Origin of the sequence: Sphingobium sp. 15-1 (assembly GCF_013375535.1) — a bacterium.
Lineage (GTDB): Bacteria > Pseudomonadota > Alphaproteobacteria > Sphingomonadales > Sphingomonadaceae > Sphingobium > Sphingobium aromaticivastans.
This window is the reverse complement of record NZ_JABXJG010000001.1, coordinates 1599095-1610554: the sequence shown is the minus strand read 5'-3', so window position 1 is coordinate 1610554 and position 11460 is coordinate 1599095. Positions and strand designations below refer to the sequence as shown.

The window sequence follows — 11460 nt, the reverse complement described above, 5'->3', positions numbered from 1 at the left end:
ATTTCCCCTCCACCAGCCTTCGGCTGGTCCCCCTCCCCACGCTTCGCGCAGGGAGGATTTTTATGGCGGGAATCCACCCAAACCCGCCAGCCTTGCTACAACCAGCCCTTCGCCCGATAGGCCTCAACCGTCGCCTTCAGCCCGTCCTCGGTCGTCACTTTCGGCACCCACAGCTTCTTGGGCGGCTGCTTGCGCTTCTTCACCACCCAGTCGGGATGGCAGAAATAGCTCACCCGGTCGAGCGTCAGCTTGGCATTCCTGCCGCGCACCATCCGGTCCAGCCGGGCGCCCAGTCCCAGCGCCCAGCTCGGCGTCGCGAAGGTCCGCACCGGCCGCCCGACCGCGCGCCCGATCGCCTGCGCGAAGTCCAGATGGTCCCAGCCGCCCGGCGTGCCGTCATCGACCTCATAGACATGGGTCAGGCTTTTCATGTCCTTCTCGACCGCTAGGGTCAGGAACAGCCGGGCGAGGTCGCTCACCTCGATCACCGACAGCCGACCACCCGGCGGCATCAGCATGATGCCGCGCTTGGCCATGCGGAACAGCTCCAGCATCTCCCGGTCGCCCGGCCCGTAGATGGCGGGCGGGCGGATGATGGTCCAGTCGAGACCGCTCGCCTTCACATGCCGCTCGGCCAGCTCCTTCGACCAGCCATAGTCCGAAAGCCCCGGTTCTCGCGCCGAAAGCGAGGACACATGGATCAGCCGCTTGACCCCGCGCTGCCGCATGGCGTCGACCACCGCCATGGTGCCCCGCGCATTGCCGGTCTCAAAGCCCTCGCGGTCCGGCGCATTCACCACGCCTGCGATATGGATCACCACATCGGCGTCCCGCACCAGCGTGTTGAGCGCCGCCCGATCCTCCAGCGCGCCCGGCACCCATTTCAGATGGGCGCGGGGCGGTTGTGCCCGGCGCGTGATGGCGGAGACATGATGCCCTGCCGCTAAAGCCTGATTCAGCGTCTCGGCGCCGACGAAACCCGTCGCGCCCGTCATGGCAATGCGCAGCGACATGGATCAGACCATCGCCATATGGTCGCGGTGGACCAGCACGGAGCGGGGGAGGTGCCCCAGCAGCGCCGCAATATCCTCGCTGCGCTTGCCCGCGATGCGCGTCGCTTCCTCGCTGTCATATTCGATCAGGCCGCGCGCGATCACCCGTCCGTCTTCGGCCAATATGTCGACCACGTCGCCGCGGGCGAAGATGCCCTCTATCCGCGCCACGCCGGCGGGGAGCAGGCTGTTGCCGCGCCCCAGCGCCGCCTCCGCGCCCGCATCGACCACAATCCGCCCGCGTACCGTCAGGCGCCCGGCCAGCCAGCCCTTGCGCGCACCCTTGGCCGGTGCGGCGAGGAAGATGGAGCCTTTCCCGCCGTTCGTCCAAAGCGACAGCGGCGAATCGACCTTGCCGGAGATGATCGCCAGATGCGCGCCAGCCCCGGTCGCGATGCGCGCCGCCTCGATCTTGGAGGTCATGCCCCCCGATCCCATGCCCGAGGCGGAGCCGCTGTCCGCCATCCCGGCAATGCGCGCGTCGATGCGCTCGATTGTCTCTATCAGCATGGCGTTCGCATCGACATGCGGGTTGGCGGTGTAAAGCCCGTCGACGTCCGACAACAGCACAACTGCGTCAGCCCGTGCCGCCTGTCCGATGCGCGCCGCCAGCCGGTCATTGTCGCCAAAGCGGATCTCGGCCGTGGCGACGCTGTCATTCTCATTCACCACCGGCACGACGTCCAGCGCCATTAGCCGCTCCAGCGTGGCGGAGGCGTTGAGATAGCGGCGGCGATTCTCCAGATCGTCCAGCGTCACCAGCATCTGTGCGGCGGTGATGCCCTTTTCGTGCAGCAGGCTTGCCCAGCATTGCGATAGCGCGATCTGGCCCGTCGCGGCGGCGGCCTGCGCGTCCTCCAGCGAACCGCGTCCGCCCTTGGGCAGCTTCAGCCGCCGCGCGCCCAGCGCGATCGCGCCGGAGGAGACGATGATGATCTGCTGCCCCGCAGCCTTGCGCGCTGCGACATCGGCTACCAGCGTACGCAACCACGCCTCTCGCACCTGTCCGTGCGAGTCGACCAGCAGTGCGGAGCCGATCTTGATGACCAGGCGGCGGATTTGGGAAGGTGGGAAGCCGGAAAGGGAAGGGGTCATCTATTTATTCCTCCCCTCCCGCCTGCGGGAGAGAGAAATCATAGGGGCGACCACGGCGCGTCGCCTTCCTCGCCCGCCTCATCCTCCTCATCGCTGCCCGGCTGATCCAGCAGCGGCAGCACCGCGTCCAGCAGAGCCGGCACGCCCTCGCCGGTCGCGCCGGAAATGATGAACACATCCTCCACCCCCGCCTCGTCCCGAAGCTGTTCGGCAATGTCCTCCATCAACTCCTGCCCCAGCAGGTCGCCCTTGTTGAGCGCCACGATCTGCGGCTTTTCGTCCAGCCCGCCGCCATAGGCCGCCAGCTCATCCTGCACGATGCGGAACTGCTCGACCGGATCGTCGCCGGTCGCGTCGATCAAATGCAGCAGCACGCGGCACCGCTCGATATGCCCCAGGAAGCGATCCCCGATTCCCGCGCCCTCGGCCGCGCCCTCGATCAGTCCCGGAATATCCGCCAGCACGAATTCCCGGTCGCGATGCAGCACCACGCCAAGCTGCGGCTTGGTGGTGGTGAAGGCATAGGCCCCGACCTTCGCCTTGGTGTTGGTGACCTGGTTGATGAAGGTCGACTTGCCCGCATTGGGCATGCCCACCAGGCCCACATCGGCCAGCAGCTTCAGCCGCAGCCACACCCACATTTCCTGCCCCGGCCAGCCTGTGCCGTGCTGGCGCGGGGCGCGGTTGGTGCTGGTCTTGTAGGACAGGTTGCCGCGTCCGCCGTCGCCGCCGCGCAGGAGGACGATGCGCTGCCCGACCTCGGTGAAGTCGGCCAGCAGTTCCTGCTCATATTCCATGGTCCCGTCCTCATCCTCCGTGCCCTCTATGGGCGTGGGGTCGGACAGGATCTGCGTGCCCACGGGCACCTTGATGACAAGGTCTTCGCCGCCGGCGCCATAGCGGTTCTTGCCCGCCCCGCCACCGCCACGCTGCGCCTTGAAATGCTGGGTGTAGCGGAAGTCGATCAGGGTGTTCAGCCCCGCCACCGCCTCGAAAATGATGTCGCCGCCCTTGCCGCCATTGCCGCCGTCGGGACCGCCATATTCGACATATTTCTCACGCCGGAAACTGACCGCGCCGGGACCGCCCCAGCCGGACTTGATGAAAATCTTCGCTTGATCAAGAAAATGCATCGCGCGCCCATAGCGGTTTATGCGGCGAAGTTAAACCCGGCGCCCGACGGTGATTTGCAAGAGGGTCGAGAGCGCATCGGGAAGCGGCGCCCATGCCGCTTCCCGATCGCCCTGATCAGGCCGCGAGGGCGGGCGCGGCATCCCCGTAAAGGTCCATCGACGAATCCGCCACCATGCGGGCAGCGCCCTTTTCTCCAAAGACGCCTTCCTCGAACACCAGGCAGTCCGCCGCTGCGCCCCGGCCCAGGCTGAAACGCCTTTCGATCCGCCCGTTATGGCGGAAGCCGATCTTGCGCAGGACATTGCCCGACGCCGGATTGTCCGCGAAATGGAGCGCGCGGACATTGCGCACGCCGGATGCCCGGGCCATGTGCATGACGGCGCGGGCGGCTTCGGTCGCGAAGCCCAGGCCCCAATAGGGGCGGGCGATCCAATAGCCCAGCTCCACCGCGCCATCCTCCGCCGCATGCATGCCGCAGCCGCCCACCAGGCGCGGCGCGCCCTTGGTGCGGGTGAAGGCCAGCAGGTTCGGCAGGCGGGGGTCCTGCGGCCGGGCGAGAAACGTCTCCGCATCGGCCAGGCCATAGTCGGCCGGAGCGCGGGTCAGGTTGCGCAGGACGGCTGCATCACCGATCGCCGCAGCCAGGGCAGGGGCGTCTTCCATCCAGCCGGGCCGCAGCAACAGACGGGGGGTACGGGCGAACATCGAAAGTCTCCTAATCTCCGGCGCGCCAATGACCGCAAAAAGTTACGGCTTGACGACGGTCTTCTGTGGCTGGGGCCCGCCCGCATGACGCGTGAGAAAGCGAGCGGTTCCAGCGACTTGAGGGAATTGAAGGGGGAGACATCCGCGCAAATGGAAAAGGGGCGCTCCCGGATGGGGCGCCCCTTGTTTCCCTCGAACTCTGACGGTGGACTTAAAAGCCGTTCCGCCAGGAGGATCGCCCCGATTGCGAGGGACGATCCGTCATTGATCGTCCGTTATTCGGCTGCTTCGGCCAGTGCGTCGACCGACACATATTTGCGGCCGAGCTTGCCGGTGTGGAATACCACGCGGCCTTCACCCAGCGCGAACAGCGTATGGTCCTTGCCCATGCCGACATTGCGGCCCGGATAGACGCGGGTGCCGCGCTGGCGAATGATGATGTTGCCGCCGATCACTTCCTGACCGCCGAACTTCTTCACGCCAAGGCGCTTCGATTCCGAATCGCGACCGTTGCGCGACGAACCGCCAGCTTTCTTATGTGCCATGACTCAAACTCCTAGAATGTGCTGCGGCTCAGGCGATCGACACGATCTTGAGGATCGTGTGATTCTGGCGGTGGCCGTTGCGGCGACGATAGTTGTGCCGGCGGCGCTTCTTGAAAACGATGACCTTCTCGCCCTTCGCCTGCGCGACGATTTCGGCGGCGACGGTCAGCTTGGCTGCGTCCTTCACGTCGCTGCCTTCACCGGCGAACAGGACGTCGTCCAGGGTCACCTTGTCGCCAGCCTCACCGGCCAGCTTCTCTACGACGATCTTGTCTCCGGCGGCGACGCGATATTGCTTGCCGCCCGTGCGCACGATTGCGAACATGGCTCTTCTCTTCTCGTTCAAATCTGCTTTACGCAGATCGTCGAGGACAGAAGTCCTTACCGACCCGCGCGGGAATGTGGCCCGCTACTGGAATGACTCGCTCCTGTCAACCGCGAACACCCGCTTTCGGGGCTGGTTTTTGGCGATGTCCGTCCCTATCTTGTTCCACCGAAGGGATAGCAGCACGCATGACGCCACCACCAGCCAGGAGTGAAGCGGGGCAAGGACGCCTGCTTTTCATCTTGTCCTTGTGGTTGTCGCTCAGCGTGGCGTTGCTCAGCGCGCTGGCGCCGCTGGGGCCTCCGTCCAGCAGACTCACCGGTTCTGCCTTCAATCCCGCGACCACCAGCGTCGTGCTGAAGGTCCGCGCCGACGCAAATCCGGTTGCCCTGCGAGTGACGGAGCCGGATGGCGATGGGCGGGCGCCGTTATCGGTGCCCGCCGTGATCTGGCTATGGCCCATGGCGTTGCTGCTGGCGCCCTTGTTGCTTCGGCCCCTCGATCGATTCTCTGCGTCCTCTCTATCCTCGGCATCCTTCCACCTGCTTTCCCGCCAACGCGCTCGCGCGCCGCCTGCCTTTTCCTGACGCATCACTCTCTGGCGGCCCCTTGGGGGCCGCCGTCAGGAAAAAGGAGCCTCCTCATGACTCGCGGAAGATCGCGAGGCAGCCCGGGTTCGCCCCGGCGCCGCCCGCCCTGGTGGTTCATGCCCGCCGTCCTGGCGGGACTGGGCGCGGCCGGCGCGCTGCTGTCGGCGGCCATGCTGGCTGTCGCTGAATGAAAATATGATAAGCTGCCGGTGGGAAGCCCGCTATCGGGGACCGCCGGCGGCCAGGGAAAGACACTCCATGCCCCATCACACGCCCCTGATCGGAACGATCGTCGCGGGCCTCGTCGTTGCCTTCATCATGGGCGCCATCGCCCATCGCCTGAAATTGTCGCCGCTGGTCGGCTATCTGATCGCGGGGATCATCGTCGGTCCCTTCACGCCCGGCTTCGTCGCCAATGCCGGGCTGGCCAATGAGCTGGCGGAAATCGGCGTCATATTGCTGATGTTCGGCGTTGGCCTGCACTTTTCCCTGCGCGACCTGCTGTCGGTCCGGAATATCGCGGTGCCCGGCGCCATCGGGCAGATCGCCGTGGCGACGCTGATGGGCATGGGACTGGCGCATTATATGGGCTGGCCGCTGATGGGCGGGCTGGTCTTCGGCCTGGCGCTCTCCGTGGCAAGCACGGTCGTCCTGCTGCGGGCGTTGCAGGGGGCGGACTTGGTCGAAACCCACCGCGGCCGGATCGCGGTGGGCTGGCTGATCGTGGAGGATCTGGTGATGGTCCTCGCGCTGGTGCTGTTGCCGGCCCTGGCCGGGGTCATGAACAATGCCGACGCGGCCGGCGGGGCAGGGGCCTTGCTGGCGCCGCTGCTCAGCACCTTCCTCAAGGTCGCGGGCTTCGTCGCGCTGATGCTGGTGGTCGGCCGCCGCGTCATCCCCTGGGCGCTGCACTGGGTCGTCCATAGCGGTTCGCGGGAGCTGTTCCGCCTCGCCGTCCTCGCCATCGCGCTGGGCGTCGCTTTCGGGGCTGCGATCGCTTTCGACGTCTCCTTCGCGCTGGGCGCCTTCTTCGCGGGCATGATCCTGGGCGAGACGCCGCTCAGCCGCCGCGCCACGGAGGAAACGCTGCCCCTGCGGGATGCTTTCGCGGTGCTTTTCTTCGTTTCCGTGGGCATGCTGTTCAATCCGTCGGTGCTGATCGAACAGCCGCTGCCGCTGCTCGCCACTGTGGCGATCATCATCATCGGCAAATCCATCGCCGCCTTCGCCATCGTCCGTGCCTTCGGCCATCCCGGCGACACGGCGCTGACCATCGCGGCCAGCCTGGCGCAGATCGGGGAATTCTCCTTCATCCTCGCTTCCCTGGGCACGGGATTGGGCGTGCTGCCCGCCGAAGCGCGCGACCTGATCCTGGCGGGCGCGATCGTGTCGATCTTCCTCAATCCTCTGATCTTTTCCCTGATCGTGCACAGCCACAAGCCGGAGGAGGATGAGGAAGAGGCCGAAAAGGCGCCGCCCAAACCCCTCATCGGCCATGTCATCCTGGTCGGCTATGGGCGTGTCGGCAAGCTGATCGCTACCCGCTTGGCCGAACGGCAGGTCCATTTCGTGGTGGTGGAGGGCAATGCCGACCGGGCTGCGGAAGCGGAAGAAGCCGGGCTGTCAGTCGTGCGCGGCAGCGCATTGGAGGACCGCCACCTGCTCGCCGCGGGCCTGTGCGAAGCCCGCCGGTTGCTGATCGCCGTGCCGGAGGGTTTCGAGGGCGGCGCCATCCACGGACATGCGCGCTATCTGAACCCGAACATCCAGGTCATCGCCCGCGCCCATTCGGACGCCGAAGTCGCCCATCTGGAGGGGCTGGGCGTGCCCCATATCGTCATGGGCGAACGCGAACTGGCGGCGAAGATGCTGGCACTCTGCGGCGCGGGGTAGGGTGTTCCGCTTTGACTGAAGAGCGAGGTGCTCCTGCGAAGGCAGGAGCCCAGCTCCGCCGTCTAAACTGGGTTCCTGCCTGCGCAGGAGCGCGTTGTGTTATAATAAGGGCCGTTCTTTGATAGAACGGCCCTCTCCAAATCACCGAGGCTTGCGAGGCCCGCCCCGCTTGGGGCCGCCCTTAAACGGGCGCGGCGCATGTGCGGGCGGGCGCGGACCGCGATCGCCATTGGGGCGGCCCTTGCCGTGCGGTCCACCCTCGCGGCGATTGTCGCGAGCTGCCTCACGCGGCGTACCTTCGACCTGCTCGAAAGCGACTTCCGCTCCCTCGTCGGACGCTTCTCCGGTCCGTTTCAACGCGCTGACGAAGCGGGAGGCGATGGTGCTCGGAATCTCGAACAGAGTCTCATTGGCGGCAATCCGGATCGCACCGATGTCCTGCCGCGACACATGGCCGCGACGGCAGATCAGCGGGAGTATCCAGCGCGGATCGGCATTTTGCCGTCGTCCGATGTCCATGCGGAACCAGACCGTGTCCTCAAAGCCCGGACGCGGCCCGTCGCGGCGGGCGGGGGCTTCGCTGGCGTCCAGCAGCTCCTCCGGCGCGGGGAGGGCGGCGCGGGCGCTCCTCACCAGCATCGCGGCGATTTCCTTGGCGGACTTGCTCTCCAGCAGTTCCGCGCCCAGCGCCCAGTCCTGCTCGTCCAGTTCGGCCCGCTCCATCAGCTTTTCGCGCAGGCGGGCATTATCCTGTTCCTGGATCGCTTCCTTGCTCGGCGGGGTGCCCCATTCGACCGGGATCTTTGCGCCGCGCAGCATGGATTCGACCCGGCGACGGCGCGGATAGGGGACGATGAGAACCGCCGTGCCCTTCTTGCCGGCGCGACCGGTGCGACCTGAGCGGTGCTGCATCGTTTCCGCATCGCGGGGCAGCTCGACATGGACGACGAGGCTGAGGTTGGGCAGGTCGATGCCGCGTGCCGCCACGTCGGTCGCCACGCAGACCCGTGCCCGGCGGTCGCGCAGGGCTTGCAGGGCGTGGTTGCGCTCATTCTGGCTATGCTCGCCCGACAGCGCCACGGCGGCGAAACCACGCTCGGTGAGGCTGGCGTGGAGGTGGCGGACATTGTCGCGGGTGGCGCAGAAGAGGATCGCTGTCTCCGCCTCATGATAGCGCAGCAGGTTGACCACGGCGTTCTCGATGTCGGCGGGGGCGACGGTGACGGCCTGATAGCTGATGTCGCCATGGCCGCGCTCGTCGCTGACGGTGGAGATGCGTAGCGCGTCCTTCTGGTAGCGCTTGGCGAGCGCCACGATCGGCTTGGGCATGGTGGCGGAGAAGAGCAAAGTACGGCGATCCTCGGGCGCGCCGTCCAGTATCTCCTCCAGATCCTCGCGGAAGCCCATGTCGAGCATCTCGTCGGCTTCGTCCAGCACCACGGTCTTCAGGCCCGACAGGTCCAGCGCGCCGCGTTCCAGATGGTCGCGCAGGCGCCCCGGCGTACCGACGACGATATGCGCGCCGTGGGAAAGCGCCCGGCGTTCCTTGGCGGCGTCCATGCCGCCGACGCAGGTCGCGATGCGCGCGCGGGCCTCGCCATAGAGCCATTCCAGCTCGCGCGCGACTTGCAGCGCCAGTTCGCGGGTCGGCGCGATGGCCAGCGCCAGCGGCAGGCCGGGAGCGGGAAGGCGGCTGCTGTCGCCCAGCAATTCGCCCGCCATGGCCAGGCCGAAGGCGACGGTCTTGCCCGAGCCGGTCTGCGCCGAGACGATGAGGTCGCGGCCTTCGGCTTCCGGCTGGGTGACTTCGGCCTGGACGGGGGTCAGGCTTTCATAGCCTTTCCGCGTCAGCGCGTCGGAGAGGAGAGGGGGGAGGTGTTCGAAAGACATTATATTTTCCATCGGTAAAAGGCGACCCGCCATTCCCGACGGATACTGGATGACCTGATGTGCTCCGGCTGCTGCGGGAGCCGGGGTGCAAGGTCACACACCCCGAAGTTCACACCGTTGCTGGACGAGTGCCCGGCGGTGTTTGAAATGCCGTGCTCCTGCGCAGGCAGGAGCCCAGTCCCATGCTCTGAACTGGGCTCCTGCCTGCGCAGGAGCACGTTGTGGTTCAGGCTATGTAGCACAAAAGAAGAAAGCCTCCTTCCCCGCGTGGAGGAAGGAGGCTCCCCTATCAGTTTAATCCGTCAGATCAGACCGAGGCGACTTCCGCCACGTCGACCTTCACGCCCGGACCCATCGAGGACGACAGGGCGATCTTGCGAACATACTTGCCCTTCGAACCCGACGGCTTCGCCTTGACGATCGCGTCGACGAAGGCGTCGAAATTCTTGCGCAGATCGGCGGCCGAGAAGCTCGCCTTGCCCAGACCGGCGTGGATGATGCCAGCCTTTTCGACGCGGAATTCGATCTGACCGCCCTTGGCGGCCTTGACCGCTTCAGCGACGTTCGGGGTGACGGTGCCCAGCTTCGGGTTCGGCATCAGGCCCTTGGGACCCAGAACCTTGCCCAGACGGCCGACCAGACCCATCATGTCGGGAGTCGCGATCACGCGCTGGAAGTCGATGTTGCCGGCCTGGATCGATTCCAGCAGGTCCTCGGCGCCCACAATGTCGGCGCCAGCGGCGGTCGCGGCTTCAGCCTTGTCGCCACGGGCGAACACGGCGACGCGGACGTCCTTGCCGGTGCCGGCGGGCAGGGTGACGACGCCACGGACCATCTGGTCGGCGTGACGCGGATCGACGCCCAGGTTGATCGCGATTTCGACGCTTTCGTCGAACTTGGCGGTCGCGTGGGTCTTGATCAGGCCCAGCGCTTCATCGACGCCGTGCAGCTTTTCCTTGTTGATGGCGGCGGCCAGAACCTTGGCCTTCTTCGTCAGCTTTGCCATGGTCTTAGCCCTCCACCACTTCGAGGCCCATCGCGCGAGCGGAGCCTTCGATGATCTTCGTCGCCGCGTCGATGTCGTTCGCGTTCAGGTCAACCATCTTGGCCTGGGCGATTTCAGCGAGCTGGGCGCGGGTGATCTTGCCGGCGACGACCTTGCCCGGTTCCTTGGAACCCGACTTCAGGTTGACGGCCTTCTTGATCAGATAGGTGGCGGGCGGCTGCTTCGTGACGAAGCTGAACGAACGGTCCGCATAGACGGTGATGATGGTCGGCAGCGGGGTGCCCTTTTCCATCTTCTCCGTCGAGGCGTTGAACGCCTTGCAGAATTCCATGATGTTCACACCGCGCTGACCCAGCGCCGGACCGATCGGCGGCGAGGGGTTGGCGGCTCCAGCGGGCACCTGGAGCTTGATATAGCCCGTAATCTTCTTGGCCATTTTCACTCACTCTGTTGCTGGGCGTGCCCGAAGGCTCGCCCGGTTCAAGTTTAGCGGTCAAGCAGCGGACTTAAAATCCGCCTCCCGCACTGCATTTATCCTTGCCCCATCGGGGAGAGGATAGGAGGTCTTGGCGGCTTGCCCAGACCGATTTGGAGAGGGGGCTGCCCCCTCTCCCGCTGCGACTAGGCGGCAAAGCCGCCAAGTCTCGCTGCCCTCTCCCCGATGGGGCGAGGGGGAATAGGTTACTTCGACAGTTCGACCTGTTCGAAGTCCAGCTCGACCGGGGTGGCGCGGCCGAAGATCGACACGGACACCTTGACCCGGTTCTTTTCGAAATCCAGTTCCTCGACCGTGCCGTTGAAGCTGGCGAAGGGGCCGTCCAGCACCTTGACGCTGTCCCCGATCTCGTAATCGACGTTGATCTTGTGCTTGGGCGCGGCCTCGGCGGCCTTCTGCGCGCCGAAATAGCGGGCGGCGTCCGCCTCGCTGATCGCCTGCGGCTTGCCGGAGGAACCCAGGAAACCCGTCACCTTCGGCGTATTCTTGACGAGGTGGTAGATGTCGTCGTTCATCGCCAGCTTGGCGAGGACATAGCCGGGCATGAACTTGCGCTCGACCTGCACCTTCTTGCCGCGCTTCACCTCGGTCACGGTCTCGGTGGGGACTTCCACCTGTTCGACCAACTGGGAGAGGCCCATGCGCTCGGCTTCGGACAGGATCGATTCCTTGACCTTGTTCTCGAAGCCCGAATAGGCGTGGATGATGTACCAGCGCGCCATGTTACCG

At 65.9% G+C, this 11460-nt stretch carries 13 protein-coding genes; 3 read left to right on the top strand and 10 right to left on the bottom strand.

Going from position 1 to position 11460, the window contains the following annotated elements; all coding sequences use genetic code 11:
* Positions 1 to 95 precede the first annotated feature (95 nt).
* The 6 genes from HUK72_RS07620 to rplU all read right to left on the bottom strand — a co-directional run bounded on the left by HUK72_RS07620 (position 96) and on the right by rplU (position 4856).
* Positions 96 to 1013 (bottom strand): NAD(P)-dependent oxidoreductase, encoded by a 918-nt coding sequence (locus HUK72_RS07620; protein WP_176596248.1) that lies wholly within the window; start codon positions 1011 to 1013, stop codon positions 96 to 98.
* Between the two features lie 3 nt (positions 1014 to 1016).
* Entirely contained in the window at positions 1017 to 2147 is a 1131-nt protein-coding gene (proB, locus tag HUK72_RS07615; protein WP_176596247.1) for a glutamate 5-kinase, read from the bottom strand.
* Between the two features lie 38 nt (positions 2148 to 2185).
* Positions 2186 to 3280, bottom strand: a complete 1095-nt coding sequence (gene obgE / locus HUK72_RS07610) for a GTPase ObgE (protein ID WP_176596246.1) — start codon at positions 3278 to 3280, stop codon at positions 2186 to 2188.
* Positions 3281 to 3395: 115 nt separating this feature from the next.
* Positions 3396 to 3986: a GNAT family N-acetyltransferase gene (locus tag HUK72_RS07605; protein WP_176596245.1), complete on the bottom strand. Its 591-nt coding sequence runs from the start codon at positions 3984 to 3986 to the stop codon at positions 3396 to 3398.
* Positions 3987 to 4261: 275 nt separating this feature from the next.
* Complete coding sequence (gene rpmA, locus HUK72_RS07600; protein ID WP_022683124.1) at positions 4262 to 4531, bottom strand: 50S ribosomal protein L27; 270 nt, start codon at positions 4529 to 4531, stop codon at positions 4262 to 4264.
* A 28-nt stretch (positions 4532 to 4559) separates the two neighbouring features.
* Positions 4560 to 4856 (bottom strand): 50S ribosomal protein L21, encoded by a 297-nt coding sequence (gene rplU, locus HUK72_RS07595; protein ID WP_176596244.1) that lies wholly within the window; start codon positions 4854 to 4856, stop codon positions 4560 to 4562.
* A 188-nt stretch (positions 4857 to 5044) separates the two neighbouring features.
* On the opposite strand from rplU, the gene HUK72_RS07590 reads away from it, so the two are divergent.
* From HUK72_RS07590 to ybaL, 3 genes are all read left to right on the top strand, one after another.
* Entirely contained in the window at positions 5045 to 5443 is a 399-nt protein-coding gene (locus tag HUK72_RS07590) for a hypothetical protein (protein WP_176596243.1), read from the top strand.
* Between the two features lie 56 nt (positions 5444 to 5499).
* The gene (locus HUK72_RS07585; RefSeq protein WP_176596242.1) at positions 5500 to 5637 is read left to right on the top strand and encodes a hypothetical protein; all 138 of its coding nucleotides are present in this window, start codon (positions 5500 to 5502) and stop codon (positions 5635 to 5637) included.
* Positions 5638 to 5704: 67 nt separating this feature from the next.
* Positions 5705 to 7339, top strand: coding sequence for a YbaL family putative K(+) efflux transporter (gene ybaL, locus HUK72_RS07580; RefSeq protein ID WP_176596241.1), 1635 nt, complete (start codon positions 5705 to 5707; stop codon positions 7337 to 7339).
* A gap of 141 nt (positions 7340 to 7480) precedes the next feature.
* Here ybaL and HUK72_RS07575 read toward each other — a convergent pair whose 3' ends face one another.
* The 4 genes from HUK72_RS07575 to nusG all read right to left on the bottom strand — a co-directional run bounded on the left by HUK72_RS07575 (position 7481) and on the right by nusG (position 11453).
* Entirely contained in the window at positions 7481 to 9229 is a 1749-nt protein-coding gene (locus HUK72_RS07575; RefSeq protein WP_176596240.1) for a DEAD/DEAH box helicase, read from the bottom strand.
* A gap of 307 nt (positions 9230 to 9536) precedes the next feature.
* Entirely contained in the window at positions 9537 to 10235 is a 699-nt protein-coding gene (gene rplA, locus HUK72_RS07570) for a 50S ribosomal protein L1 (protein ID WP_176596239.1), read from the bottom strand.
* 4 nt (positions 10236 to 10239) lie between these two features.
* Positions 10240 to 10671: a 50S ribosomal protein L11 gene (gene rplK / locus HUK72_RS07565; RefSeq protein ID WP_007709087.1), complete on the bottom strand. Its 432-nt coding sequence runs from the start codon at positions 10669 to 10671 to the stop codon at positions 10240 to 10242.
* A gap of 245 nt (positions 10672 to 10916) precedes the next feature.
* Positions 10917 to 11453: a transcription termination/antitermination protein NusG gene (gene nusG / locus HUK72_RS07560; RefSeq protein ID WP_133654610.1), complete on the bottom strand. Its 537-nt coding sequence runs from the start codon at positions 11451 to 11453 to the stop codon at positions 10917 to 10919.
* Positions 11454 to 11460 lie beyond the last annotated feature (7 nt).

Coding starts and splice junctions, on each gene's coding strand:
- HUK72_RS07620 (WP_176596248.1), bottom strand. CDS start 1,013: ATGTCGCTGCGCATTGCCATGACGGGCGCGACGGGTTTCGTCGGCGCC.
- proB (WP_176596247.1), bottom strand. CDS start 2,147: ATGACCCCTTCCCTTTCCGGCTTCCCACCTTCCCAAATCCGCCGCCTG.
- obgE (WP_176596246.1), bottom strand. CDS start 3,280: ATGCATTTTCTTGATCAAGCGAAGATTTTCATCAAGTCCGGCTGGGGC.
- HUK72_RS07605 (WP_176596245.1), bottom strand. CDS start 3,986: ATGTTCGCCCGTACCCCCCGTCTGTTGCTGCGGCCCGGCTGGATGGAA.
- rpmA (WP_022683124.1), bottom strand. CDS start 4,531: ATGGCACATAAGAAAGCTGGCGGTTCGTCGCGCAACGGTCGCGATTCG.
- rplU (WP_176596244.1), bottom strand. CDS start 4,856: ATGTTCGCAATCGTGCGCACGGGCGGCAAGCAATATCGCGTCGCCGCC.
- HUK72_RS07590 (WP_176596243.1), top strand. CDS start 5,045: ATGACGCCACCACCAGCCAGGAGTGAAGCGGGGCAAGGACGCCTGCTT.
- HUK72_RS07585 (WP_176596242.1), top strand. CDS start 5,500: ATGACTCGCGGAAGATCGCGAGGCAGCCCGGGTTCGCCCCGGCGCCGC.
- ybaL (WP_176596241.1), top strand. CDS start 5,705: ATGCCCCATCACACGCCCCTGATCGGAACGATCGTCGCGGGCCTCGTC.
- HUK72_RS07575 (WP_176596240.1), bottom strand. CDS start 9,229: ATGTCTTTCGAACACCTCCCCCCTCTCCTCTCCGACGCGCTGACGCGG.
- rplA (WP_176596239.1), bottom strand. CDS start 10,235: ATGGCAAAGCTGACGAAGAAGGCCAAGGTTCTGGCCGCCGCCATCAAC.
- rplK (WP_007709087.1), bottom strand. CDS start 10,671: ATGGCCAAGAAGATTACGGGCTATATCAAGCTCCAGGTGCCCGCTGGA.
- nusG (WP_133654610.1), bottom strand. CDS start 11,453: ATGGCGCGCTGGTACATCATCCACGCCTATTCGGGCTTCGAGAACAAG.